Raw genomic sequence first — 26,709 nt, 5'->3', positions numbered from 1 at the left:
CTTTATGCTCATCTAATCGTAGGAAACCTTCGCAGAGGGTTCCCTGACGGCAAGCCTCCGTTCCCAAGATGAGAAATCACTCGAAAAGTCTCTCTCAAGACTTTTCAACTTTAATTATAAACTAACAGTTATTATCAAATTCACATTAACTAACAGCCTATTTACGCACAAATGCAGATATAAAGAAACCATCTGTGCCATTTGTATGAGGGAAAAGTGTAAGCTGATTGTTTGGCTCATCTATTCCTCTTACAATATTATCAAGCTTTATATCGTAAGGCTTAAAGTCGTTATGCTCTTTTAAAAAGCGTTCCGCATTTTTACCATTTTCGTTTGGATTTAGCGTACAGGTAGAGTAAACTAATACTCCACCGTCCGCAACAAATCTCGCAACATTACATAATATAAGGTACTGCAAATCCGGCAGAGTGTCAAGCCCTGTAACGCTTTTATATCGTAATTCAGGCTTTCTTCTTATAATTCCAAAACCTGAGCATGGCACATCGCACAAAACTCTCTGAAATTTTTGTTCATAATCCTGATTTTGTGCATCAGCAACCTTCGTTCTGATAATATCAACAGAAGTCTTTTTTGCATTTTCTTCTATGAGTTTGAGCCTTTGCGGATAAAGGTCGCAGGCAAGAATCATACCGTCATTTTGCATCATTTCTGCCATAGTAACGCTTTTGCCACCAGGTGCGGCGCAAACATCAAGCACTCTGTCACCTTTTTTCGGAGAAAGCACCTCACAGCAAAGTTGGCTCGAAATATCCTCGATATGAAATAAGCCTTTCTTAAATTCAGCAAGCCTTGTAAGCGAACCAGAATTTTCTATAAGAATAGCATTTTCAAGAATTTTACTTTTTTCAACCGAAATTCCCTTATCAGTAAGTAACTTAATAAGCTCATCGGTATTAGTTTTGAGTGTATTTACTCTTGCACAAAGAGGCGGTCTGCCCGATTGAGATTCAAGCAACTTTTCAGTAATTTCTTCACCATATGATTTTTGCCAAAGAGCGATTATCTCTTTCGGGAATGAATACTTTATAGAAAAATACTTAGCTTTATTTTTGTTTGGAATTTCGGGCATACCGCTTCTCGAAACCGAACGCAAAACACCATTTACAAAACCACTCGCTGAAAATAGCTTTTGTTTTTTGCAAAGCTTAACGCACTCATTTACTGCGGCGGAATCAGGTATTCTATCCATATAGATTATCTGATAAATACCCATATAAAGAATTATTAATGCCTTTGGCTCAATCTTCTTTATAGGTGTTTTTGAGAATTTTGAGATTACATAATCAAGAGTAAGCTTTCTCTCAAGCACACCATAGAATATAGCCGCCGCAAGTCCGACTTCTCTCGGATTTGCCTCTGACCTTGAAATTATCGTATCAAAGGCTATGTTTGAATAAGCATCGTCCTCAAGCACTCTTAACAAAGCATTAAATGCAAGGGTTCTGCCATTTATATTGTTATCCATACTATCTCCGTCTGTTATTTGCTATAAAAATAATTCTGAGCAAATTGAGCATTGCTGTAAGTGTAGATGCTACATAGGTCATAGCGGCCGCACGAAGTACCTTTTTTGCTCCTGCCAATTCTTCCGCAGTACAAAGACCTGAATTTTCAAGTGCAACCATTGCTTTGCGGCTTGCATTAAATTCAACAGGAAGTGTAACGATAGAGAAAAGAAGTGCTACGCCATAGAGCAAAATTCCAAGGTAAATGAAGAAATCATATTGTACAGGAAGTATCAAGCCTATTAAAACCATTGGCCAAGCAAGAGATGAGCTTATTTGTGTTATTGGAACTAATGCTCGTCTTATAGTCATAGGTGCATAGCTTGTTGCGTGTTGTACGGCGTGTCCTGCTTCATGTGCCGCAACGCACATTGCTGTAACTGTTGTCTTGTTATAAACAGGGTCAGAAAGTCTTATAGAATTTGAACGGGGGTCAAAGTGGTCATTCATATTTCCGCTTATCGGATTTATCGGAATAGGCGGAACATTATTCATTCTAAGAACCATTTCAGCGGCATTTCTACCCGACATAGCTGCAGAATTTCTAACCTTAGAATACTTATTAAAAGCAGTCGAAACACAATATTGTGCATAAATCGAAATCAAAAGTCCGGGAACTACAAATAGCAGATAAGTATAATCAAAATAATAAAATCCCATACAAAAATCTCCTTATTTCAAAAATGAATGAAGTTCTGTTTTATGGCCTCTCAAAAAGTCCGCCGCATTCATTTTCTTTTTGCCCTCAGGCTGAAGTTCAAGAATTTCAATAGCACCACTCCCACAAGTTACAATAAAAGGTTCAAGCGAAACTATTTCTCCGGCCTGTCCGCAAGCATCAGCAAGCCTTGTCTTATGAATCTTTATACGCTTACCATCCATAATCGCAGTTGCAGACGGCCAAGAGTTAAGTCCTCTGACCTTGTTATGAACTGCTTGTGCAGATTGTGTAAAATCAATCGGTGAAATGTCCTTAGAAAGCATAGACGCATAATTAGATAAGCTATCATCTTGCTTTGTGCGTGTTGCTGTACCATTTTCAACAGATTCAAGTGTTTCAATAATAAGCTTTGCACCGAGTGCGGAAAGTCTGTCGTGAAGTTCATCGGCAGTTTCATTCTCACCAATAGTAAGTGATGCAGATTTAATCATATCTCCCGTATCAAGACCAATATCCATCTGCATAGCTGTAACGCCTGTTTCCTTTTCGCCGTCAATGATTGACCACTGAATCGGAGCCGCTCCACGATACTTAGGCAAAAGTGAAGCGTGAACATTTATACAGCCATATTTCGGCAATTCAAGAATTTCCTTAGGCAAGATTTTACCATATGCAACTACTACAATGACATCAGGCTTAATCTCTGAAAGAATCTTAAAAGCCTCGCCGTCCTTGAGAGTTTTTGGCTGATAAATCGGGATATTATGCTTTAAAGCCTCTTCTTTAACCGGAGGCGGTGTAAGAATCTGCTTTCTGCCCTTTGGTTTATCCGGTTGAGTAAAAACAGCAAGAACCTCATATTTTTCAATAAGGGCTGATAAGCAAGGAACAGCAAATTCAGGAGTACCCATAAATACTATTCGCAATATTTATCCCTCCAATTCGTCCTCATCTAACATTCTTATTACATGAGCCTTGAAAAGTATTCCATCAAGGTGGTCATTTTCGTGGCAAATTGCCTTTGCAAGCAAATCAGAAGCGTCCATAGTAAATTCCTTGCCGTTTCTGTCCTGAGCCTTAACAGTAACAAATCTCGGACGAACAGTTATTCCGTATTCACCGGGGCAGGAAAGACAGCCTTCGCCTGTTTCTTGTCTGCCGCTTGTCTTAATAATTTCAGGGTTGACAAACTCAAGCTTACCTTCGCCGATGTCTATAACAAATGCTCGTCTTAGCATACCTACCTGTGGTGCAGCAAGACCAACACCATTTCCTGCCATCATTGTTTCGTACATATCGTCAAGCAAAGATGCAAGTCTTTCGTCAAACTTTTCAACAGGACGGCATTTTTTTGTTAAAATTTCGTCGCCCTCTTTAACAATATTTCTAAGTGCCATAGTTTAAAGACTCCTTTTCGGCAAATCACATTACATTTTCCGGGTTAATATCTGCATAAATAGTAACCTCAGAATAATTTCTGTCTGCACCAAGTTCACAAAGTAAAGATGATAAAAGACTGCGAAATGCCTTATTATTTCTGAATTTCAATATAAGTCTGTACCTGTATTTATTGCTTATTTTAGAAACAAGCGCAGGTGCAGGACCTAATATAACAAGGGGCATACCCTTATATTCATTAGCGAGCTTTTCTTTTAAAAGCTCCGAAAAATGCTGTGCTGATTTTTCAACAAGATTTCTGTTTGTTCCGACAAAAGCCACAACACCTATATCCGAAAACGGCGGATATATCATTGCCTTTCTTAGCTTAATCTCACTACTATAAAATTTATCATAATTCTGAGATTTTGCAAGAGCTATAATAGGATTCTCAGGAGCATAGGTCTGAATAATGGCCTTTCCCTCGAAATCACCTCTGCCCGAACGACCGACAACCTGTGTCAAGAGCGAAAATGCTCTCTCATAACTTCTGAAATCTCCGCCATAAAGCATCTGGTCTGCATTTATAACTCCGACAAGAGTTACATTCGGAAAATCAAGTCCCTTTGCAACCATCTGCGTTCCAAGCAGAATATCATATTCACCATTCGCAAATTGTGCAAGCTTTTTCTCATAAGCAAATCTCTGCATAGTAGAATCTGTATCAAGCCTAAGAACTCTTGCACTTGGGAAAATTTCCGAAAGTTCTTCCTCTGCCCTTTGAGTACCAGTTCCGCCGAAACGAAGTTTTTCACTTCCGCAAGCAGGACACTTTTTCGGAACAGGAATAGAATATCCGCAATAGTGACACATCAACCTATGATTCGCAGAATGATAGGTCAGCGAAATTGAGCAGTTCGGACAAGATATAACCTCCTTGCACGAACGGCACGAAACAAAGGTATTATGACCACGCCTATTCAAAAGAATAATAGATTGCTTTTGATTTTTCAGATTTTCCTCAATAGACCCAAGCAATTTTGAGCTATACGCACTCATATTGCCCTGTTCTTGCTCAATATTCATATCTGCTGTTATTACTTCTGGCAATTTGGCTGTGCCGTATCTTGTTTTTAAGATTTGCAAGCCGTATCTTCCCTCATTTGCGAAGTAAAAACTTTCAACAGAAGGTGTCGCAGAAGAAAGTAAGAGTAAACAATTATTCTCAGCACAACGAAATTTTGCGAGTTCTCTTGCGTGAAATCTCGGTGTTGCAGAAGATTTATAGGTATATTCCTGTTCTTCGTCCATTACAATGAGCGAAATTTTATCAAATGGTGCAAATATTGCGGAACGAGTTCCGACAGCTATTTTCGCCTCGCCATTTTTGACACGCTTCCATTCTTCAAGACGCTTGCCAATCGGCAATCCACTATGAAATATAGCAACTCTATCGCCGTAGCGTGTAGTAAACTTGTCCAAAAGCTGTGGTGTCAGTGAAATTTCCGGAACCATTACAATGACATTTCCGTTATTTACATCAATCGCATTATCTATCAACTTCATAAATACAGAAGTTTTTCCACTTCCTGTAATTCCATAGAGTAAGGAAACAGACGCCTTTCCGGAATTTTGTCTTTCGAGTAAATCGTCATAAGCTTTCTGCTGTTCGTCAGTAAGAAATATTACAGGTTGTTGCTTTGGCTTGGATTCTACACTTGGAATATATTTTGGAGCTTCCTCCTCGAAATATTCGCATATTCCCTTTTTGACAAGACCGTCTGAAACCGCCGAAGTTACACCAAGAAAGTAATTAAGTTCCTTAACAGAACATTCTCCGGCCGTCTGTAAAAGTGAAATAACCTCGCTTTGCTTAGGTGATAACCTTTCTGGAATATCTGCATCCTCACATATACGAACCATTTTTATGGTCGGTTCAAGAAAGCGTTTCTTAATAACTTCTTTTTTCAGAATATAGCCCTTTTTGCATAACTTAATCAAAATGCCGTCATCAGAAAAGCCCATATTCTTCAATAGAATATCGTGTCTTACCGGCTTTTTTCTTACCATAAGAAAGTTTATAAGCATACTCTCATCAGCAGAAAGATTTTCAGCCTCTGCACCGTCTTGAGTATAGGTATAAGCATATGTCAGCTTCATACCCAAGCCGGCAGGCAGCATTGCCGCACAAGCCTCATAAAAGGTACAATAATAGCGTTCCTTCATAAATTTAGCCATAGCAAGCATTTCTTTAGAAAGAACAGGCTCGCTATCGAGCAATTCTTTTATTTTTTTAAGACCTTTTTTAGCCTCTTTTTCCTCAAAGATTGAAACAATTATGCCCTGTCTCCTTGGACTATTTCCAAACGGAACTATAACACGACAGCCTACCTGTGCCGATTCCAAAAGGTTTTCCGGAATTATATAATCGTAAATTTTATCAAAGTGGAGAGCCGTTTTTTCAACGGCAATTCCTGCAATAAGCTTAGTCATCTACTTCCGCTTCATAGATAGCATACTTATGATTTTTAAATTCCTCATAAGCTACGAGAACAGGCTTTTCATTCTTTTCAATCTTACCCTCAGCCATTTCCTCTGAAAGTTCTCTTGCTCTCTTAGCAACTGCAATAACAAGAGCATAACGGCTCTGTCTTCCCATTAACATATCGTCAAGTGATGATTTTATCATTATAATACACCTCAAAAATATAATATCAGCGGCGAATAGTCAAAACCTTCGCCTTAATAAATTTTATCTATAATCAATTAAAGGTTAATACTTTCTGAATTTTGAGCCTTGATATTCTCAGCCTTGAAAATTGCAAGAACATCTTCAACACATTCTTCAATAGGGCCATTTATGACCACATAGTCATATTCACCCGCTTTTTGCATTTCGCTCTTAGCAGCATTCAGGCGCTTCTGGATAGTTTTCTCATCCTCTGTACCTCTATTTCTGAGTCTATGTTCAAGAACCTCCATAGAAGGTGGTGCGATGAATAATGTAACAGTCTCAGGACGCTTTGCCTTAACCTGACGGCACCCTTGAACATCAATTTCAAGAATTACATTTTTGCCCTCAGAAAGCCACTTTTCAATCTGTGCAAGAGGAGTTCCATAGTAGTTTTCACAATATTGTGCATACTCAAGAAATCCGTTTTCATCTATAAGCTTTCTGAATTTATCTACTGTAAAGAAATGATAATGTACACCATCAATTTCTCCCTCTCTTGGTTTTCTTGTCGTAACAGATACAGAAACTTCGTTTTCAGGTAGCTTTACAAGCTCCTTTACGAGAGTTCCTTTTCCTGCTCCGGAAGGACCTGAAAGTATAAACAATAAGCCTTTATTCTTCATTAAAATTTCTCCTTTCTATAACCTTGTCAGAATTTTCTTCTTTACTATTAGCACGATTAGCTATCGTTTCCGGCTGCAAAGCTGATAAAACGATATAACCGTTATCGGTAAATATAACTGCTTTAGTTTTTCTTCCACAACTTGCATCAATAAGTGTTCCTCTGTCTCTTGCATCCTGAACCATACGCTTAATAGGTGCGGCATCAGGCGAAACAACACTTATCATTCTTTCGGACGAAATAAGATTTCCATATCCTATATTGATAAGTCGCATCTTAATCCCTCATCATTCAATATTCTGAATCTGCTCACGAATCTTTTCTATCTCGCCTTTAATGTCAACGACAATATGCGCCAAATCAGCGTCACTGACCTTAGAGCCGATTGTATTTGCCTCTCGGTTCATTTCTTGTACGATAAAATCAAGCTTTCGTCCGATTGGCACATCGCTTTCAAGCATTTCGTGCATCTGAGCAATATGTGAACGCAAGCGTATTGTTTCTTCAGCAACAGCAGTTTTATCAGCAAAAATTGCTGCCTCTGTAAGAATCCTCTGTTCATCAATTTCTACTCCGTTGAGAATCTCCTGCATACGAAGTACAAGCTTCTGGCGATATTCTTCAACTGTTTTGGGAGAACGTTCTTCAACACTTTCAACAAGAGAAAGTATTATATCACAGCGCGAAAGAACATCTTCTTTCAGCTTTTCACCCTCTTTTTCTCTCATAGCTACAAGTCCGGAAACTGCCTTTTCAGCACATTCCTTAACCAAAAGCCATACCTGCTCTTCGTCCTCAGGAGGCTTACGAACAGTAAGAACATCATTATATCTTGAGAGAAGTGAAACTGAAATATCCTCTCTTATATTGTACTTTTGTGCAAGCTCATGCAAAGCATTTACATAGCCTGCGGCAAGCGAATGATTGATTTGAACAATAGATTCTGTGTTTTCGTCCTCAGAAACTCCTACAAAAACATCAACCTTACCTCTTGCAATATAATCAGATATAAAGCCTTTTAAACGCTCCTCAAGAAAGCCATATCCTCGGTTAGTCTTGCAAGTAAAGTCAAGAAATCTATGATTTACCGTTTTAATCTCAACAGAAATAGTTCTTCCTCCAGCAGTACCCTCAAACCTTCCAAAGCCTGTCATACTCTTTATCATTTTTATCATCTCGTTTCTATTATGGGATAAGATAATATTCATTTCTCGAAATTTCAAGAAATCTACTAATATATTATCTAATATTATTAAGATTAAGTCAACAGCAAAACGGAAATCTTCGTGCAAACTGCACATAATTAAAAGCAATTTTCAGCATTATGCACAATGAAGTTACTTCTATCTAAAAAGTAATTCACTGGTAATTACTTTAACCGCGGAAACAATCTTATCTAATCAACTACGAGCGAGGCAAAGCCGAGCGATTCCGCGTCTTGGGAGCGGCGGCTCGCCGAAAAGTTTTGCACAAGCTTTTCCAAAAGCTTGCAGGGTTGAGGGACGGAGTCCCTCATGGGTTTTAAGGGCAACGCCCTTAACATTCTTTGCTTTCTAAGTGCGGACTTTGTCCGCACCTAATAACTAATGGTGCTAACAAAAGAATTTAGAGGCAAACAAAGTTCACCCCTAAGGGAGCAAAACAGGTTAAGGGCTTCGCCCTTAAAACTCACCAAAGGCTCTGCCTTTGGAATCCGCGAGCCTTTGAAAAGGCTCGCGCGAAACTTTTAATTGTCTTAGATAAGTTATGAAACTAATCGGTAGTTCATTGGAAAATTCATCGACCGCGGCAATAATCTTGTCTAATTCTCTACGAGCGAGACTTGTCGAGCGATTCCGCGTCCTGGGAGCGGAGGCACTCCGTTTAATATGCAAAGGCTAACCAATTCACAATAAAATCGGTTAGCCTTTTAGTAATTATATTCGATTAAAATTTATTTATTAGCTGCGTCCTCATCAGACTTACGGATTTGACCACGCTTAATCTTACCTCCAAGTGTCTTAGGAAGTTCATCAACAAACTCAATAACTCTTGGATATTTATAAGGAGCAGTTACTCTCTTAACATGGCTTTGAAGTTCCTTTTTAAGTTCTTCGCTTGGTGTATAACCAGCTGCAAGAACAACTGTTGCCTTAACAACCTGACCACGAATCGGGTCCGGAGCGCCTGTAATAGCACACTCAACAACAGATGGATGCTCAAGCAATGCGCTTTCAACCTCGAAAGGTCCAATGCGGTAACCGGAGCACTTGATAACATCATCGTCACGACCGATAAAGCAATAGTAGCCGTCTTCATCGCAAGATGCCATATCATCAGTGTTGTAGAACTTTCCGAGAAGCTTTTCTTCTGTCATCTCAGGGTTTTTGTAGTAACCTGTGAAAAGACCGACAGGAGGATGATTCTTAACATCCATAACGACGATAGAGCCTTCCTCGCCTGGCTTAACATCGTTTCCATCCTTGTCAACAAGGTGAATGTCATAAATAGGTGATGGCTTACCTGTTGAACCAAGACGAGGCTCAAACCATTGGAAATTGGCGAGAAGAACGCTGCCTTCACTTTGACCGAAACCTTCATAAATGAAGTGACCTGTATATTCTTGCCATTTCTTGATAACCTCAGGATTAAGAGGTTCACCTGCTGTGCAGCAACGCTGAATGCTTGAAAGGTCGTACTTTTTCAAGTCCTCTTGAAGCATAAATCTGTACATTGTAGGAGGTGCACAGAAAGTAGTAATCTTATACTTAGAAATAACTTCAAGGAGCTTTGCAGGGATAAATTTATCCATATCATAAGCGAAGATAACTGCACCGCAAATCCATTGACCGTAAATTTTACCCCAGCCGAACTTAGCCCAACCTGAGTCAGAAACACTCATATGGAGCTTATCTTCCTGAACCATTTGCCAATATTTAGCTGTAACAATGTGTCCGAGAGGGTGAGCAAAATTGTGCTGAACCATCTTTGGCATACCTGTTGTACCACTTGTGAAGTAAACAAGCATAATATCGTTCCAGTTAGTAGCCTGGTCGCCTGTTGGACGAGGGAATTTATCTGAGAAAGGTTCGATTTCATCTTCAAAGAAACGCCAACCGTCACGAGGCTCGCCAACAACAATTTTATTTTCAAGTGTTGGAATTTCCTTTTCAGACGCTTCAACCTGATTGATAACAAAATCATCATTTATACAGATAATAGCCTTAACCTCAGCTGAATTACCTCTATAAACTATATCTTTCTTAGTAAGCTGAAGTGAACCTGGAATTAAAATAGCGCCAACCTTATGAAGTGCGGTTGCACAAATCCAGTATTCCCAACGACGACGAAGTATCATCATAACTACATCGCCTTTTTTGATACCAAGACTTCTGAAATAGTTAGCAGTCTTATTTGAAAGACGGCTAATATCACTAAACGTAAATGTTTTTTCTTCGCCGTGGTCATTACACCATACAAGAGCTTTCTTGTTTTCATCAGCCTCTGCCCAGGCGTCAACAACATCAAAACCAAAGTTGAAATCCTCTGGGATATTGACCTTATAATTAGCCTTAAAATCCTCATATGAGTCAAATTCGGTTCTCGGTAAGAATTTGTGTAGTAACATACTTAACTTCCTTTTCTGAATAAATTTTTATATAATACGATATGTCGTAAAATTTACACAAAAGTAACTTTTAATCTTAAAATTTCGCGAAAATCGGTGGATTAATTTCATTATAATACACTTATACGCTATTGTCAAATGCTATCTTTCAATTTTTTTAGGATTTTTGAATTTGTATAATGTATAATTGAATTTGTCATAATATAATTATTGCTGATTTTATGGAAAAAATTCGCCGTTTATCTTTTTAAATAATTTTTATTATTTACAACATTTGGAATATAATTTTAAAAATCTTATATAATATAGTAAAATAAATTTTATACTAAAATCTTATTTTACTATTTATTATATTGCTAAATCATTTTTAAATCTTGAATTTATTCATTTGAAATAGTATCATTATAAAGAGATTAAGTCAATAAGCAAAGGTGGTTTTATGCTTAAAAAAGGAGATTATATTGGAATATCTGCCTGCTCTGATGGTAGAAAAGAATCTGAAAGAAAAAACATTGATGAGCTATATAATGTTTTAAAAAATATGGGCTTAAATATTATTACAAGTAAATATATTTATGCAAATAATGATACTTTTTCAACGAGTATCAAAGAAAAAGCAAATGCACTTATGGAGCTTTATACTGATAATCGCATTAAAGCCATATTTGATATTTCCGGCGGAGATATGTGCAATGAGCTATTGGATAAACTTGATTATAACATCATCAAAGAAAGCAATAAAATATTTTTCGGATATAGCGATTTAACTGCTATCATAAATGCAATTTATACCAAAACAGGAAATATATCATATCTGTACCAAATAAAAAACATTGCCTCAGAATATTCTAATGAACAGCAAAAAAGATTTATTGATACAATAATGCTTGGTAAAAATTCACTTATTAATTTTGATTACAGCTTTATTCGAGGAGAGTCCATGAGTGGAATTGTTGTCGGCGGAAATATTCGTTGCTTATTAAAGCTTGCAGGAACTGAGTATATGCCTGATTTTTCAGAAAAAATCTTATTTCTTGAAAGTTTAGGCGGAGGTGTTGAACGAGCAGTAGCATGTTTAAGTCAACTCAGACAGCTTGGAGTTTTCAATCGTATAAAAGGAGTCATTTTAGGACAATTTACATATATGACAGAAAATAACTGCAAACCATCAATAGAAGAAATAATCTTGCGTGAAATAGAAAACGAAGATATTCCTATTGTAAGAACGCAAGAAATTGGACATTCAAAAGATTCCAAAGCAATAAAAATCGGAAGCTTTTATAAATTGCAAAAATAAAAAACTCGGCTTGTTTTTAAGTAGACAAGCCGAGTTAAATTTTTATTGCATAATTATTACTTTTTCTTTTTGCTTGCAACAATGCTGATAATAATAACAGCAAGTGCAACAACAGCAACACCAGCTACAATCAAGATAATAGTCTGGCTGTTGTCGCCTGTTTTTACTGTATTATTTATGTCGTCAGGCTTCACAATTGTTGACTTTCCTAATTCAGCAGCAAATGTATTCATTGCTGAAGCACAAATAAGTGTCAATGCTGTAAAAACGGACGCAATAACTGCACGAAACTTTTTCATAATATTTTCCTCCTAAAAAATTTCCGATAATTTTTTCCTACTTGAACATTATAACACCTATTTATAAAAAAAGCAACTTTTGTACGAAAATTACGCATTATTGCTTGAAAAAGCAATAATTAAGATTTAATGTTGTTTAAAAAGTATAAATTAGTTGATATAGTTTATTTTTATTTATAGTTTATTATATATTATGATAAATAAAATATATAATAAAAGGATGATGAAAATTTTGGCTGCTAAAGATAGTTTTAAATTTGGCGTTGTAGAATTACTTTTGCTCGCCATGCTAAAAAATGAAGATAAGTATGGTTATCAGATTTCTCAAGAAACGTTAGATTTGAGCGATGGCCACCTATGCCTTAAAGAAGGTTCAATGTACCCTGTTTTATATAAGCTTATGGAAAAAGGTTATATTACAAGTAGAATAGAAAAAATAGGTCAAAGGCGAACCAGAGTATACTATCATCTCGAAGAATCTGGCAAGGTTTATCTTGCTGAAACAAAAAATAACTATATTACCAATATAAAAGCAATCTGTAAAATTGCTGAAATTTCTAAAGAGGAATTATTTTCCACTCAATTATAAATATCATTAAAAAGAAAAATGCGAACCTCGTTTTGAGATTCGCATTTCTTAATTTTGCTTATATATTACTTTAAGCCTGCATAGCCCATAAGATATTCGTCTACATCAGCGGCAGCATCTCTGCCCTCTCTGATTGCCCAAACAACGAGAGATTGTCCTCTATGCATATCTCCTGCTGTGAATACCTTTTCAACATTTGTCTTAAACTTACCAGCCTCAGTTGCAACATTACTTCTTGCATTAGTTTCAACACCAAAAGCGTCTGCAATATATCCCTTAGGACCTAAGAAACCTGCTGCAATGAGTACAAGCTCTGCTTCAAGATATTGCTCTGAGCCTTCAACTGTTTGCATCACATTTCTACCATTCTCGTCCTTGACGAAATGAACATTAACAATAACAACACCCTTGAGATTACCGCCTTCGTCCTTGACAAATTCCTTAACGGTTGTCTGATAGCGTCTTGGGTCTGAACCAAATACAGCGATAGCCTCCTGTTGACCGTAATCTGTCTTACAGACACGAGGCCATTCAGGCCAAGGGTTATTCTCTGCTCTGCTATCAGGGAGCTTAGGCATCATTTCAAGCTGAATAACAGACTTACAACCGTGACGGATAGAAGTACCAACGCAGTCATTACCTGTATCACCGCCACCGATAATTATAACATTCTTATCCTTTGCAGAAATATAATTTCCGTCCTCAAGATTAGAATTTAAAAGACTTTTTGTTGTTGATGTAAGGAAGTCAACTGCAAAGTAGATTCCGTTTGCATCTCTGCCAGAAACATTTATATCACGAGGATTTCCTGCACCACAAGCAAGAACAACAGCATCGTAATCATTGAGAATTGAATTAGCATCGTAATTTTCACCGACATTAGCGTTTGTTACGAAATTAACTCCCTCTGCTTTCATAAGCTCTATTCGTCTTTCGATAATCTGTTTTTCAAGCTTCATATTAGGAATACCATACATAAGAAGTCCGCCAAGACGATCGTCCTTTTCATATACAGTAACGCTATGACCTCTCATATTAAGCTGTGCTGCACAAGCAAGACCAGAAGGGCCTGAACCGATAACAGCAACCCTCTTGCCTGTTCTGACTTTCGGAGGATTAGGCTTAATCATACCGGTTTCAAAAGCGTTTTCGATAATGAAGTTTTCATTTTCTTTAACGCTTACCGACAAGCCATTAAGTCCACAAGTACAAGCCGCCTCACAAAGTGCGGGACAAACTCTTGAAGTAAACTCCGGGAAGTTATTAGTCATCAAAAGGCGGTGAGCAGCCGCATCAAATTCGCCTGTATATACCAGCTCATTCCACTCTGGGATAAGATTGTTGAGCGGACAGCCCGAAACCATACCCATAATCGGTCTGCCGTTCTGACAAAACGGTACGCCGCAGTCCATACATCTTGCAGCCTGCTTTTGACGCTCATCAGCCTGCATAGGCGTATGAAATTCGTTAAAATTCTTTATTCTTTCCGAAGGCTCTGAACCTTTGTTATTTTTTCTCTCAAATTCCATAAAACCTGTTGGTTTAGCCATTTTGTCCGCCTCCTTACTTTTTAGTTGTCATATAGAATGCTTCGATTTTTGCTTGCTCAGGACTCATACCCTTTTCTTCAAGAACAAAGATAGCCTGCATCATCTTAGCATAATCATTTGGAAGAATCTTTTTGAACTTAGGCAGATAATACTCGAAGTTATCAAGAATTTCCTTACCCTTAGGAGAATTTGTTGCATCAACATGCTCTTGGATAATATCTCTAAGCTCTGCAATGTCATACTTATCCTTAACACCGCCGATAGAAACAAGTTCCTTATTCATCTTCATATAGAGGTCGGAATCCTCGTCAAGAACATAAGCAATACCGCCGCTCATACCTGCGGCAAAGTTTTTGCCAGTCTTTCCAAGAATAACAACCCTACCACCAGTCATATATTCACAGCCGTGGTCGCCGACACCCTCAGCAACAGCGATTGCGCCGGAGTTTCTTACGCAGAAGCGTTCACCGGCAACACCGCTGATAAATGCCTTACCGCTTGTTGCACCATAAAGTGCGACATTACCGATAATGATATTTTCATCTCTCTTGAAGTTAGAACCCTTTGGAGGATAAACTTTAAGCTTACCACCAGAAAGACCTTTACCGAAGTAATCGTTGCTATCGCCCTCAAGTTCAAGTGTCAAGCCCTTTGGAATAAATGCACCAAAGCTCTGACCACCTGCACCATGACATCTTACAACGAAGAAATCGTCATCAAGAGTGTTATCATGATAGCGCTTTGTAATCTCTGAACCAAAGATTGTACCAACTGAACGGTCTGTATTTGTAACATCAATATCAATAGATTTCTTGGTCTTATTTTTAAGAGCAGAACCGAGCTTCTTCATAATAACCTTTTCGTCTATTGTCTTTTCAAGCTCAAAATCATACTTATCAGCAGGATTGAATATTCTTGGTACATCTTCTCCAATATAAGGATTACGGAGAATATTTGTCATATCAATCTTGCCTTCTTTAGAACCGTCCTCAGTTTCTTTTACTTTTAGGAGATCAGAACGGCCAACAAGCTCATCAACAGTTCTGATACCAAGCTTAGCCATATACTCTCTGAGTTCCTGTGCAATAAAGTGCATAAAGTTTATAACATACTCAGGCTTACCTTTAAATCTCTTTCTGAGTTCAGGGTTCTGAGTTGCTATACCAACAGGACATGTATCGAGATTACATACTCTCATCATTACACAACCCATTGTAACAAGCGGAGCAGTAGCAAAGCCGTATTCCTCTGCACCAAGAAGTGCTGCAACAAGAACATCACGACCTGTCATAAGCTTACCATCTGTTTCAATAACAACCTTAGAACGCAAACCGTTCATAATAAGTGTCTGATGAGTTTCAGCAAGACCAAGCTCCCAAGGAAGACCGGCATTATAGATTGAGTTTCTCGGAGCAGCACCGGTACCGCCGTCATAACCGGAAATCAATACAACTCCTGCACCAGCCTTAGCAACACCGGCTGCGATTGTACCTACACCAGCCTCAGAAACAAGTTTTACAGAAATTCTTGCATTCTTGTTTGCATTTTTAAGGTCATAGATAAGCTGTGCAAGGTCTTCGATAGAATAAATATCATGATGTGGTGGCGGAGAGATAAGACCAACACCTGGTGTTGAATGTCTTGTCTTAGCAACCCAAGGATAAACCTTCTTACCAGGAAGATGTCCACCCTCACCAGGCTTAGCACCCTGTGCCATCTTAATCTGAATTTCCTTAGCACTTACAAGATATTCAGAAGTTACGCCGAAACGACCAGAAGCAACCTGCTTGATTGCAGAACAGCGATTAAGACCGTCTTTACCGATTGTAAGACGCTCAACATCTTCACCACCCTCACCGGAGTTAGACTTACCGCCGATAGTATTCATAGCGATAGCCATTGTTTCGTGAGCCTCTTGTGAAATTGAACCGTAAGACATAGCACCAGTCTTAAATCGGTGGCAAATACTCTCAACGCTCTCTACCTCATCAATAGGAATTCCGCCATCTTCTGGGAAGTTGAAATCAAGCAAACTTCTGAGATTCATATGTCTGTCTTCTTTGTTGATAGCCTCAGAATACTGCTTAAACATATCATAGTTGCAGGTTCTTGTAGACTCTTGAAGAAGATGTATAGTTTCAGGATTATAGAGATGCTCTTCCTTGCCACTTCTGAGCTTGTGGCTACCTGCACTATTTACCTCAAGAAGAACATTAAGTCCAAGTGGGTCATATGCTGCGGAGTGAAGTTTCTCTGAACGCTTGCTTATATCATCAAGAGTAATACCGCCTACACGGCTTACTGTATTTGTGAAATATTTGTCGATAACCTCTTTAGAGATACCGATAGCCTCAAAAATCTTAGAACCAAGATAAGAACGGATTGTAGAAATACCCATCTTAGAAGCAATCTTTACGATACCGTGAAGAACTGCTGAATTGTAGTCATATACAGCTGCATAGTAATCCTTATCCAAAGCACCTGTATCAACAAGATGGCGGATAGTTTCCTGTGCGAGATATGGGTTAATAGCACAAGCACCATAACCAAGAAGTGTTGCGAAATGATGGATTTCGCAAGGCTCTGCACTCTCAAGAAGCATAGAAACAGAAGTTCTCTTCTTTGTAGAAACGAGGTGCTGTTGAAGTGCAGAAACTGCAAGCAATGACGGAATAGCAACATGATATTCGTCAACGCCTCTATCTGAAAGAATAAGAATATTTGCACCGTCTTTATAAGCCTTATCAGCCTTTAAGAAAAGCTGGTCAATAGCCTTAGCAAGGTTTGTATTCTTATAATATGTTAAAGGAATAACTGCCGGCTTAATTCCCGGAACATTCATATTTTTAATCTTGAGCATATCAGTGTTTGTCAAGATAGGATTATGAATTTTAAGTACATGACAGTTTTCAGGCTTTTCATCAAGGATATTACCATCAGAACCAATATAAACGCTTGTATCAGTAACTATTTCCTCACGGATTGCATCAAATGGTGGGTTTGTAACCTGTGCGAAAAGCTGCTTAAAATAGTTGAAAAGCGGAGCTTTTTCATCAGCAAGCGGAGGAATTGGTACATCTGCACCCATAGCCGCAATAGGCTCTGTGCCATTCTTAGCCATAGGAAGAATACTTGTTCTGATTTCCTCATATGTGTAACCGAAAGCTTTTTGAAGTCTTACAAGCTGTTCATCATCAAAGTGGATAACATTCTTATTAGGAATCTTCAAATCCTTGAGGTGAACGAGGTTATTATCAAGCCATTCACCGTAAGGTTGTCTATGTGAGTAGTAGTCCTTAATATCAGTATCATCAATAAGCTTACCCTTTGTTGTGTCAACAAGGAGCATCTTACCAGGACGCAAACGCTCTTTTACAAGAACCTTTTCAGGTGGAATGTCTATACAGCCAACCTCTGATGAAAGTACGAGGAAGCCGTCTGTTGTAATATAATATCTTGAAGGTCTGAGACCGTTTCTATCGAGAACTGCACCAACGATATCGCCATCAGAGAAGATAATTGATGCAGGACCGTCCCAAGGCTCCATCATTGTTGCGTAGTATTGATAGAAATCTCTTCTTGTGTTTGAGATTGTCTTGCTGTTTTCCCAAGGCTCAGGAATTGTAATCATAACCGCAAGCGGAAGTGGAATACCGGCCATCATCATAAACTCAAGAGAGTTATCAAGACGAGCGGAGTCAGAACCGTTTGTATCAACAATCGGGAAAACCTTATCAATATCGTCCTTGAAAATGTCGCTTGAGATTGAATCTTCTCTTGCAAGCATTCTGTCGGCATTACCTGTGATAGTATTGATTTCACCATTGTGAACGATTATACGATTCGGGTGAGCCTTCTGCCAACTCGGATTTGTGTTTGTACTGAAACGGCTGTGAACAGTCGCAATAGCAGAAGTATATTTTTCACTCTGAAGGTCATAAAAGAACTTACGAAGTTCTTTAACAAGGAACATACCTTTATAAACGATAGTTCTGCTTGAAAGTGAAACAACATAAGTTTCCTCGTTGCTCTGCTCAAAAACTCTACGAGCAACATAAAGCTTTCTATCAAAAGGAAGACCCTTTTCTACATTTACAGGACGCTTAACGAAAGCCTGCATAATGTACGGCATACTATCAAGAGCTTTCTGACCGATAACAGAAGGGTTTGTAGGAACTTCTCTCCAACCGAGGAACTCCATACCCTCTTTTTCTATAACGATTTCAAAAAGCTTCATAGCCTGCATTCTTTTGAGGTTATTCTGTGGGAAGAAGAACATTCCGACACCATAATCTCTTTCTCCGCCAATGTCAAAGCCAAGCTTAGCTGTTTCAGCCTTAAAAAATTCGTGTGAAATCTGCAAGAGAATACCAACACCGTCACCGGTCTTGCCCTCTGCATCTTTACCAGCTCTGTGTTCGAGAGTTTCAACAATGCTCAAAGCATTATCTACAACCTGACGAGATTTTATACCATTGATATTGACTACGGAACCTATACCGCAGTTATCATGCTCAAAGCGAGGGTCATAAAGTCCCTGTTTTGCGAAAGGTTCCTGATTTCTGAAATTATCCATCAGAAGTAATTCTCCTTTACAGTTGATTTATAGGTCAAAAAATGCGTCCACCATTAGAGCTCATTCCCAATTTTGTGCGGAATGAGCCCAAATTGGTGAACGCCATTATTCCCAATACTCATTTACTCGTTTAGAATATCATATATATTCTTGTTTGTCAAGCTTTTATGCAATATTTTTTTATTAAAATTCATAATTTCAATTAGTATATGATAGTTTCACAAAATTTCAACAATTTTTTTGCAAGAATTTTTCTTTTTATTTCAAGTAGCGAGCTACCTAACAAACTTTTAAGTTTCTTCTTGTTGATTAGGTAATTCATTGCTAAAGTCTTAATCCGCGTCAATAAACTGCCTATGCAAATGCCGAGGTTTTGCTTGCAAAACCGATTCCGCGTCTTGTGAGCGGCGGCTCGCCGCAAAGTTTTGCTCAAGCTTTTTCAAAAGCTTGCAGATTCCAAAGGCAGAGCCTTTGGTCGCCGTCCGCAGGCAGCGAAATACTTTATGCTCCTCTAAGCGTAGGGAACCCTCGCAGGGGGGGCCCTGTGTTACTAATGTTGCTGACAAAAGAAAAAAGCGGCGGATAAAATCCGCCGCTTAAAAGTAAAGAATGTTTGGCTTCGCCCAAAAATGTTTCGCTCTCTGCGTAGAGCGAACAAAGGCTTTAACTTTGAAATCCACAAGCCTTTAAAAAGGCTTGACCTAAACTTTGAGGTCCTTGGGAAATTTTGTTAGCTACAAAGCCTATCCGTATATTTCTTTACTACTTCACAAGTATACGAAATCATATTCTCCATTTGCCTATCGCTTATTAAACTTCCATTAAACGAAGTCGTCATTCTAAATTCTATCGAGCCGCTATATAAATCATAATCAAAACTGCCCATATCCAATTCACAAGAACACTTGCAAATGTTCACACAAGCTTCAAACCTGTTATTCTCGTCAATCTGAACATCAAGTGGCGAATAAAGTCTTATAAGCTGTCTTTCAACATCAACAGTCATAGTAAATGGTACAGTACTTTCCTTACTTTGAACATCAAAATTTACTGTCATTATTTCTTCATCGTCATCGAAATCGTATTTATTCTTTCTAACGATATTCAAAAGTGACTCATAAACTCTATTAGCAGAAATCATTTCATTCTTATCAGCCATAATCTACACTCCTAAATACCATTTCTATCAACAAATTCGTCCAGACTTATTGAGCCTTCAGCAAGCAATTTAAACTGTTCGCTATATTCATCTAACATATTCAACAAACAGTTTATCATATACTCATAAGCTTCTTTTCCAATAAGGCTATCAAAAAAACAATTTGCCATTCGGAAAAATATCTTTCCATTATCAATGTCAAAATCGAAACAACCATTTGCAGTAAAGTTATTGATAAAACAAACCGCTGCCGCTAAATCTTCTATTCTATCTTTTTTAATTATACAATGTAGTTCAGATACAAGCAGTACAGACATATTCTCTACATTTACTTTAAATATAAAATCTATATGTAAACCAAATTTGTGCGTCATACAGCTTATGCTAAGATTTTCCTCATCCTTTGAATATTCTATTCCCTCCTCATCAAGAGCTTTAATAATATTTTTCAAAACAAAATCAATCTGTTTTTTCTTGTCAGACATTATAAAATTACCTCTCATTAACTACAATTAAAATCCGATTGTTATTCTTGATTTCTTAGCAATTAAAGCCTGAAAAGCTCTTTCTGTTGAAGCAAGCTTAAAATCATCTACTGTAAGAGTAAGCTTACTTACTCCACTCAACTGCATTCTCATACTTGCCTTTGCACAAGTTCTCTCAAAAAGATTGCGAACAAATCTCGCATTGCTGAAATCCTTAGCCGCAAGAGTTTCATCACTGATAGAATTAAAATATTCAGTAACAGCAGCCTTGAAATCTTCGTCATACTCAAAGGAATTGCCAAGCATTTTAAAATAAATCAGGCAAAGCTGTTCTCTGGTATAATTCGGAAATTCTATAACATAAGGCATACGGCTTGCAAGACCATTATTGCCCTTCATAAGCTCATTCATTTCGTCTGTATATCCCGCCATAATAACAACAAAATCATCTCTATGATTTTCCATTTCTGAAATCAGCGTATCAAGTGCCTCTTGCCCGAAATCGTGTGTATTATTTTCGTTTCTGTAAAGTGAATAAGCCTCGTCTATAAACAGCACAGAACCATAAGCATCTCGGCACATTTCAGCAGTTTTGGGAGCCGTTTCGCCGACATATCTTCCACAGAAATCTCTGCCAGAATATTCAAAGAAATTACCATTTCTTAAAACGCCGTTTTCCTTTAAAATCTTTCCGATTATTCTTGCGACAGTCGTTTTACCAGTTCCAGGACTACCGACAAATCTCATATGTATGCAAGGATAGCTTATATTTGGAATCCTTCGTGAAAATTTAATATGTGCTATAATTTCTTCTACACTATGCTTAATCTGCTCCATACCAATCATATCATCAAGCATATCCATACCTTTACTACTATTATTGCTATAAGACTGCGAAAGTGAAAGAATATCTTCTTTTCTTATAATTGAATTATCTTTATTATTCTGTGCATCGCTAAGTTGTTTGCGATATATCATTTCACGAACAATTTTATTGACAGTATTTATGCCATAAAATCTTCCGTCGCTTTTTTCCTCCATAACTCTTGCATGAAAAACATCCCATACATCATTATTTGCAGTAAAGCCCATCCTTGTAAGAAATCTTTCAGCACATTCTGTAAGTTCTTCCATTCCCAAAGGCGGAAAGGAAACCTCCCTCACAAAAAGAATATCCTGTAAAGCGGTATTTATATCTCTAAGAACATCTTTTTCAACAAATGGTATTCTAAAAACAATAACATTATCGTTAGTATAGTCCTCAAGATAAAGCAAGAAATCACGGAATTGCTTTTCAGTAATCTTTGTCATCCATTCGCTTATATCTATCGAAATAAGCATACCCTTGTTATTGGTATGTGATTGAAAACAATTCATAACCCCCGCAAACGGGTCTACCCTGTCATTTCCTTGCGGTGGAAGCTTTACTTCAACAACCTTCTGTCTGTTTCTGAATTTAAATAGCTTCAATTCTTCTAAAAGCTCTGCAAAAAGATTGAGATATGTTGTAAATCCGCAACCGTCATTTATAGAAAAAAGATAGTTTTGAAATGCAAACGCCTCAAAAGTATTATGTCTGATAATACCCGGTGCAATAGTAACTATTTCTCTGATAAGTGCCTTAAAATCGTCCGCACCTATCAAATCCTCTATCTTATCAAGAGCCGCAGGTCTTGTTGCCTTTTTGCTTTCAACAATAACAGGTTTCTTTTCTTCAACTATACTTTCTTTGTTCTTAATACTATCTTCAGAAAAATCATCTATACGAAGATTTATTATTTCATCATTTTCTATATCAAAATTTTCTGATAAAATCTCATCAATGGCATATGCTATATCTTCCTTTGAAATATTGGGAACTTTAACAGAAATTTCGCAATCGGTAAAGGAAGTATAAAGTACCTCAATTTCACCATTGAATCTATCATTTATTAAATCAATAAAAGTGCTTATCGGAAGCTTTTTAGATAGTCTGTGTCTTAAAATCCACTCTCCGTCAAACTCTATACTTATTTTTTTAAAGTGCATTTATAAATCCTCCGCAAAATATTTTACCATCATATAATAAAATAAGATGATATTCCGCCATTCAGTTTATCAATTATAATTTTACCATTATACAAAAAAACAGTCAATAGCTAACAATCTTTCCTCAAGACACTCAAAGTTTAGGTCAGCCTTTTATATCAAAAGAAATTAAGAGGCGAACTTCGTTCACCTCTTAGAGAGTGTGAGATGAGCTTCGTTCTTAAAACCCACCAAAGGCTCTGCCGTAGGTGAATACCTTTGGAAACTGCGAGCCTTTAAAAAGGCTCGAGCAAAACTTTTAAGTATCTTTGGGAAGTTTGTTGTCTAAGCGATAATTCATTGATAAATTCTTAATTCGCGTCAATGAACTTTCTCTGTCAATGTCGAGGTTTTGCTTGCAAAACCGATTCCGCGACTTGACAGCGAAGGCACTTCGCCTTGAGCAAAACTTTTAATTGTCTCAGAAAAGTCTGTTAGTAAATTATATTATTTAGTTTATAATAATATAATTCACTTAGCATATTTTTATCTGTTCTCCGAGTTCTAATGAATAAATTATGCACTCAGAAACCTCTATCTCTTCGGATTGTTCTAAAGCATTTTTATAAAGTAAAAGCTGTTTTGAATAGCTTTCCGCCAAGCTTTCAACAGAATCAATTCTGTCTGTCTTATAGTCCACAATAACAGCCTTTCCGTTTTCAATAAATGCACAGTCAATCGCACCTTGCATAAAAATCGGTGTATCTGCTGTTTCATCTGTTACGGCTATCTCTGCAAGTTTCGCAGGAATCATAACAGCAAAACGATATTCACGCATAACTCTTTCCGCTGATTTCATTCTCGCAAAAAGCTCTCCGCTCATAAATTTCTTTACGGCATTTTTGTCTATTGCATCTGCCTGTTCCTGACTAAGAAAACCATCAGACACAAGCCTTTTAAGTTCAGCAGTCATATCAAAGTTATCCGAGAAAATATCCGCATAATGCAAAAATTCGTGAAAAGCTGTACCTCTCGAAGCACCTTTAATCTTGCCTGTGTTCATAAATTTTGGCTTGGTTTTTACAATAAAACTCTTTCCTGTACTTTTATGGCTGACAGATGATGCAGAAACCTTTGTAGGAATAGCAACGAGGTCTTGATACTTATATTTTATTTCTATATTTTCAGTAAGCTTTTTCTCAAGTTCTTTATCTATTGCAATATCAATCATTTTATCTTCTGATTCTTTTTCATATTCGATAGAATCAGAATCCGTCACAACAACTTTCCAAATGCTATCTGTCGGAATTGTTTCAATATGTTCAACACCGAAGCTATTTAACTGAGCCGACATTGACGGATGACGCAAGGCACAAAGTGCTATCCACTGTGCAAAGGTCTTACAGCTTTCAACAGCATAAGGGTCTATTGCTGTATTATCCGAATCGTTCAATTCATCATAAACAGGCAACTTACTAACCAAGCTCAAAAACCAATCGCCAACGCCTCTTGTTTTCGTTTCATTTACCGTATTTACAAGATAAAGCTTTTCCTTTGCTCTTGTCAATGCAACATAGAGTATTCGCATTTCCTCACTTATCGCCTCACGCCCTTTCTCCATTGAAACGATAGTGCGAACTTCTGTTGTCTTTGAAAGCATATTTTCTCGGTCATAGCTTTTGAATGCAACTCCAAGTGTCGGGTGATATACAACAGCATTCGCATCAGAATTTCTCTGTGCGGCAGTTCCCGCAAGAATACAAACAGGGAATTCAAGTCCTTTAGAACTGTGAATAGTCATAATCTTAACATCGCCATCAGATTTATTTTGACTACTCGAAAGCACTCCACCAGTTTCTTTAAGTCTTTCCAGCATTCGTATAAAGCCCGAAAGACCTCTGAAACCGTTTTTCTCATATTCTCTCGCAAGATTAAGCAGTTTTCTTACATTCTTTATTCTTGCCTCACCGTCAAGCTCAGCACCAATAATAGAAAGAAAACCACTTCTTGCAAAAAACACATCAAGAAAACTATCAGACGGAACTGTCGATGAAAGCTTTCTATAAAAGTACATTTCATTATTAAAATCTATACACTTTTTCTGCAAAAGTTCATCTTCCGGATTTTCCAAACCTATATATTCTATCACCGTAGAATATATCTTACCCGAACGATTTGTAAGTCTTAGCTTTGCCATATCATCAGGAGTAAAGCCATAAACAGGACTCATCATTATACTTGTAAGCGGAATATCTTTCTGCGGATTATCCACAGCCGTAATAAATGAAATAAGCAGCTTAATCTCACTTCGTTCAAACAAATTTCCGCTATTATTTCTTGAAACAGGTATACCTCTCTGCTCGAATATGTCTGCGTATGTATCAATATTATTCTGAAGATTTCTCATAAGAATACAAATATCGCTATATTTAGCGGGGCGTGTACCGTTTTTATCCTTAATTTGAAGCTTACCAACGGTATTTTCGATTATATCTGCTATATGGTTTGCCTCATCAATCTGCCATGGATTTTCAGGCTTTGAGGCAACTATGTGATACTCAGTTTCAGGTTCATCTATTTCAGAATAATCAGCCTTTGCAATAAGCTTTTCTTCGTCATCATATTTAACTTGACCAACTGTTTCTGACATAATCTGCTCAAAGATAAAGTTTACACTGCTGATAACGCCCTTACGACTTCTGAAATTGCCGGAAAGAAAAATCGGTGGATAACTCTTGCTATCTGAATTTTTACGATTTTTTTGGCGGTAATTTTCTCGCCTGTTGAGAAATATTTCAGGCATAGCCTCTCTAAAACGGTAAATGCTCTGCTTAACATCACCAACAGTAAAGAGATTATCCTCATTATTAGAAACAGAAGTAAAAATCATATCCTGAACCATATTTGTATCTTGGTATTCGTCTATGATAATCTCATCATACTTTGCAGCAATTTCTATACTTTGCTTCGTGCGAATATATTTGCCGTCTTTTTCTTCAAGAAGTAGGTTAAGTGTCATATGTTCAAGGTCGGAGAAATCCGCAATTCCTCTATCATTCTTTATTTCTTTGAATTTCTCATCATAACGCTTAATCGCCTTGCAAAGTCCTCTTGCAAGACCTTCAGAATCCTTAATTTCCTCCTTGCACTGTTCCTCGGTTCTTGAAAATAAATCCTTAATTTCCTTTACAGCTGAGACAAGCTCTTCACGATAGTTGGCTATCTCTTTTTTAAGTTCTTCTTCCCCCTCAGGAACTTTTGATGGCAAAGAAACAGATGTAGGACTAAATTCCGAAATAGTAGCTACAATTTCATTCCAAGAAAGTTCTTTAGAAAGTTTTTCTGAAAGTTTCGCATAATCTTCAAAACAATTCTTGAAAGCATTCAATTTTTCAACATAGGTAAGAATTTTCTTATCTTCTCCCTTTGGCTTACTTGTAGCCGCCAAAATCGTAGAAGCTAAACCTTCAAAATCAACTAATCTTTCAGTAATTACCCTTAAAATATATTTTAACAATCTTTCCATATAGCTATTTATATGTTCAAGCCTTGAAATAGCCACCTTTCCCCATTCTGTTTCTTTGAATGGCAAATCTGTTTCATACATCTTAACAGCATTTTCAATCCAAGCAACGGGAAATGGGTGAGAAAGTATACTTCCATAAATCGAAAGAATGACACTTCTAAGGTTATTATCAGATTTAACTGTTGCAAGAGCATCGGCAAGTTTATTAAAATCATCATTGCCATTCTGTTCTTCACTCTCTTTATAAAGCTCCTCTAATGCTTCATCAAGTGCGTCATTGCTTGCAATAGCAAGTTCGCTTTCTGAACCTATTCTTAAATCACGCTTAACGCCTAATTCAAAGAAATTTTCACGAACAATCTTACTGCAAAAGCTATCTATTGTACATATATCAGCATTACGCAAAAGCATAAGCTGGCGTTTAAGTTCAGTATTATGCGAATCCTCTTTGAGATATTCTTGAAGTTCAGAAATTATTCTTTGTTTCATTTCTGCCGCAGATGCCTTTGTAAATGTAACAATGAGAAGTCTATCTGCTCTTATCGGATTTTCCTTATCTGTAATAAGTCTTATAACTCTTTCAGTAAGAACACTTGTCTTGCCCGAACCTGCCGCCGCAGAAACAAGCACACTTCCGCCTCTTGCCTTTATTGCTTTTTTCTGCTGTTCCGTATATATTCTTTTAGGCAAGATT

The 26,709-nt window shown here is 37.5% G+C and carries 19 protein-coding genes; 2 read left to right on the top strand and 17 right to left on the bottom strand.

The genetic code is table 11. The features are described from left to right. Positions 1–157: 157 nt before the first annotated feature. The 10 genes from rsmB to ACLU24_RS04415 form a co-directional block, all read right to left on the bottom strand. Positions 158–1,486 (bottom strand): 16S rRNA (cytosine(967)-C(5))-methyltransferase RsmB, encoded by a 1,329-nt coding sequence (rsmB, locus tag ACLU24_RS04460; RefSeq protein ID WP_412610602.1) that lies wholly within the window; start codon positions 1,484–1,486, stop codon positions 158–160. 1 nt (position 1,487) lies between these two features. Beyond that, positions 1,488–2,186, bottom strand: coding sequence for a zinc metallopeptidase (locus ACLU24_RS04455; RefSeq protein ID WP_412610601.1), 699 nt, complete (start codon positions 2,184–2,186; stop codon positions 1,488–1,490). A gap of 12 nt (positions 2,187–2,198) precedes the next feature. Continuing rightward, a complete protein-coding gene (gene fmt, locus ACLU24_RS04450; protein WP_412610599.1) occupies positions 2,199–3,113 on the bottom strand; it encodes a methionyl-tRNA formyltransferase in 915 nt (304 codons plus the stop codon). A 3-nt stretch (positions 3,114–3,116) separates the two neighbouring features. Then, complete coding sequence (def, locus tag ACLU24_RS04445) at positions 3,117–3,584, bottom strand: peptide deformylase (RefSeq protein ID WP_412610597.1); 468 nt, start codon at positions 3,582–3,584, stop codon at positions 3,117–3,119. 25 nt (positions 3,585–3,609) lie between these two features. Continuing rightward, positions 3,610–6,057 carry a replication restart helicase PriA gene (gene priA / locus ACLU24_RS04440; RefSeq protein WP_412610596.1) on the bottom strand — a complete coding sequence of 816 codons (2,448 nt, stop codon included), beginning with the start codon at positions 6,055–6,057 and terminating at the stop codon, positions 3,610–3,612. Continuing rightward, a complete protein-coding gene (rpoZ, locus tag ACLU24_RS04435; RefSeq protein WP_412610595.1) occupies positions 6,050–6,253 on the bottom strand; it encodes a DNA-directed RNA polymerase subunit omega in 204 nt (67 codons plus the stop codon). Before rpoZ ends, priA begins: the two co-directional genes overlap by 8 nt. 77 nt (positions 6,254–6,330) lie before the next feature. Beyond that, the gene (gene gmk, locus ACLU24_RS04430; protein ID WP_412610593.1) at positions 6,331–6,921 is read right to left on the bottom strand and encodes a guanylate kinase; all 591 of its coding nucleotides are present in this window, start codon (positions 6,919–6,921) and stop codon (positions 6,331–6,333) included. Continuing rightward, entirely contained in the window at positions 6,911–7,201 is a 291-nt protein-coding gene (locus ACLU24_RS04425; RefSeq protein ID WP_475495303.1) for a DUF370 domain-containing protein, read from the bottom strand. Before ACLU24_RS04425 ends, gmk begins: the two co-directional genes overlap by 11 nt. 6 nt (positions 7,202–7,207) lie before the next feature. Further along, the gene (locus tag ACLU24_RS04420; RefSeq protein WP_412610591.1) at positions 7,208–8,086 is read right to left on the bottom strand and encodes a YicC/YloC family endoribonuclease; all 879 of its coding nucleotides are present in this window, start codon (positions 8,084–8,086) and stop codon (positions 7,208–7,210) included. Between the two features lie 767 nt (positions 8,087–8,853). Continuing rightward, positions 8,854–10,527 (bottom strand): AMP-binding protein, encoded by a 1,674-nt coding sequence (locus ACLU24_RS04415; protein WP_412610589.1) that lies wholly within the window; start codon positions 10,525–10,527, stop codon positions 8,854–8,856. 439 nt (positions 10,528–10,966) lie between these two features. Here ACLU24_RS04415 and ACLU24_RS04410 point away from each other — a divergent pair, with 439 nt between their 5' ends. Continuing rightward, positions 10,967–11,824 carry a S66 family peptidase gene (locus tag ACLU24_RS04410; RefSeq protein WP_412610588.1) on the top strand — a complete coding sequence of 286 codons (858 nt, stop codon included), beginning with the start codon at positions 10,967–10,969 and terminating at the stop codon, positions 11,822–11,824. Between the two features lie 56 nt (positions 11,825–11,880). On the opposite strand, the gene ACLU24_RS04405 is transcribed toward ACLU24_RS04410, so the two are convergent. Next, the gene (locus ACLU24_RS04405) at positions 11,881–12,123 is read right to left on the bottom strand and encodes an LPXTG cell wall anchor domain-containing protein (protein ID WP_412610586.1); all 243 of its coding nucleotides are present in this window, start codon (positions 12,121–12,123) and stop codon (positions 11,881–11,883) included. A 223-nt stretch (positions 12,124–12,346) separates the two neighbouring features. Here ACLU24_RS04405 and ACLU24_RS04400 point away from each other — a divergent pair, with 223 nt between their 5' ends. Continuing rightward, positions 12,347–12,712, top strand: a complete 366-nt coding sequence (locus tag ACLU24_RS04400; RefSeq protein ID WP_412610686.1) for a PadR family transcriptional regulator — start codon at positions 12,347–12,349, stop codon at positions 12,710–12,712. Between the two features lie 65 nt (positions 12,713–12,777). Here the strand turns inward: ACLU24_RS04400 and ACLU24_RS04395 are convergent, their stop codons facing one another. From ACLU24_RS04395 to addA, 6 genes are all read right to left on the bottom strand, one after another. Next, positions 12,778–14,262: a glutamate synthase subunit beta gene (locus tag ACLU24_RS04395; protein WP_412610584.1), complete on the bottom strand. Its 1,485-nt coding sequence runs from the start codon at positions 14,260–14,262 to the stop codon at positions 12,778–12,780. 13 nt (positions 14,263–14,275) lie between these two features. After that, positions 14,276–18,838 (bottom strand): glutamate synthase large subunit, encoded by a 4,563-nt coding sequence (gene gltB / locus ACLU24_RS04390; protein ID WP_412610583.1) that lies wholly within the window; start codon positions 18,836–18,838, stop codon positions 14,276–14,278. Positions 18,839–19,568: 730 nt separating this feature from the next. Further along, the gene (locus ACLU24_RS04385) at positions 19,569–19,997 is read right to left on the bottom strand and encodes a type III secretion system chaperone family protein (RefSeq protein ID WP_412610582.1); all 429 of its coding nucleotides are present in this window, start codon (positions 19,995–19,997) and stop codon (positions 19,569–19,571) included. Positions 19,998–20,008: 11 nt separating this feature from the next. Then, positions 20,009–20,482, bottom strand: a complete 474-nt coding sequence (locus ACLU24_RS04380) for a hypothetical protein (RefSeq protein WP_412610580.1) — start codon at positions 20,480–20,482, stop codon at positions 20,009–20,011. Between the two features lie 27 nt (positions 20,483–20,509). After that, positions 20,510–22,510, bottom strand: coding sequence for an AAA family ATPase (locus tag ACLU24_RS04375; protein WP_412610578.1), 2,001 nt, complete (start codon positions 22,508–22,510; stop codon positions 20,510–20,512). 514 nt (positions 22,511–23,024) lie between these two features. Next, a complete protein-coding gene (addA, locus tag ACLU24_RS04370) occupies positions 23,025–26,705 on the bottom strand; it encodes a helicase-exonuclease AddAB subunit AddA (protein ID WP_412610577.1) in 3,681 nt (1,226 codons plus the stop codon). Between the last annotated feature and the right edge of the window lie 4 nt (positions 26,706–26,709).

This window comes from Pseudoruminococcus sp., from assembly GCF_047012705.1.
GTDB lineage: Bacteria > Bacillota > Clostridia > Oscillospirales > Acutalibacteraceae > Pseudoruminococcus.
This window is presented reverse-complemented; position numbering and strand designations above follow the sequence as displayed.

What these genes read in the sequence shown, in the direction of transcription:
- priA (WP_412610596.1), bottom strand. Translation starts at nt 6,057, where the DNA reads ATGACTAAGCTTATTGCAGGAATTGCCGTTGAAAAAACGGCTCTCCAC.
- ACLU24_RS04385 (WP_412610582.1), bottom strand. Translation starts at nt 19,997, where the DNA reads ATGGCTGATAAGAATGAAATGATTTCTGCTAATAGAGTTTATGAGTCA.
- ACLU24_RS04400 (WP_412610686.1), top strand. Translation starts at nt 12,347, where the DNA reads ATGAAAATTTTGGCTGCTAAAGATAGTTTTAAATTTGGCGTTGTAGAA.
- rsmB (WP_412610602.1), bottom strand. Translation starts at nt 1,486, where the DNA reads ATGGATAACAATATAAATGGCAGAACCCTTGCATTTAATGCTTTGTTA.
- gmk (WP_412610593.1), bottom strand. Translation starts at nt 6,921, where the DNA reads ATGAAGAATAAAGGCTTATTGTTTATACTTTCAGGTCCTTCCGGAGCA.
- ACLU24_RS04375 (WP_412610578.1), bottom strand. Translation starts at nt 22,510, where the DNA reads ATGCACTTTAAAAAAATAAGTATAGAGTTTGACGGAGAGTGGATTTTA.
- ACLU24_RS04395 (WP_412610584.1), bottom strand. Translation starts at nt 14,262, where the DNA reads ATGGCTAAACCAACAGGTTTTATGGAATTTGAGAGAAAAAATAACAAA.
- ACLU24_RS04405 (WP_412610586.1), bottom strand. Translation starts at nt 12,123, where the DNA reads ATGAAAAAGTTTCGTGCAGTTATTGCGTCCGTTTTTACAGCATTGACA.
- ACLU24_RS04380 (WP_412610580.1), bottom strand. Translation starts at nt 20,482, where the DNA reads ATGTCTGACAAGAAAAAACAGATTGATTTTGTTTTGAAAAATATTATT.
- ACLU24_RS04420 (WP_412610591.1), bottom strand. Translation starts at nt 8,086, where the DNA reads ATGATAAAGAGTATGACAGGCTTTGGAAGGTTTGAGGGTACTGCTGGA.
- rpoZ (WP_412610595.1), bottom strand. Translation starts at nt 6,253, where the DNA reads ATGATAAAATCATCACTTGACGATATGTTAATGGGAAGACAGAGCCGT.
- def (WP_412610597.1), bottom strand. Translation starts at nt 3,584, where the DNA reads ATGGCACTTAGAAATATTGTTAAAGAGGGCGACGAAATTTTAACAAAA.
- ACLU24_RS04410 (WP_412610588.1), top strand. Translation starts at nt 10,967, where the DNA reads ATGCTTAAAAAAGGAGATTATATTGGAATATCTGCCTGCTCTGATGGT.
- gltB (WP_412610583.1), bottom strand. Translation starts at nt 18,838, where the DNA reads ATGGATAATTTCAGAAATCAGGAACCTTTCGCAAAACAGGGACTTTAT.
- ACLU24_RS04415 (WP_412610589.1), bottom strand. Translation starts at nt 10,527, where the DNA reads ATGTTACTACACAAATTCTTACCGAGAACCGAATTTGACTCATATGAG.
- ACLU24_RS04455 (WP_412610601.1), bottom strand. Translation starts at nt 2,186, where the DNA reads ATGGGATTTTATTATTTTGATTATACTTATCTGCTATTTGTAGTTCCC.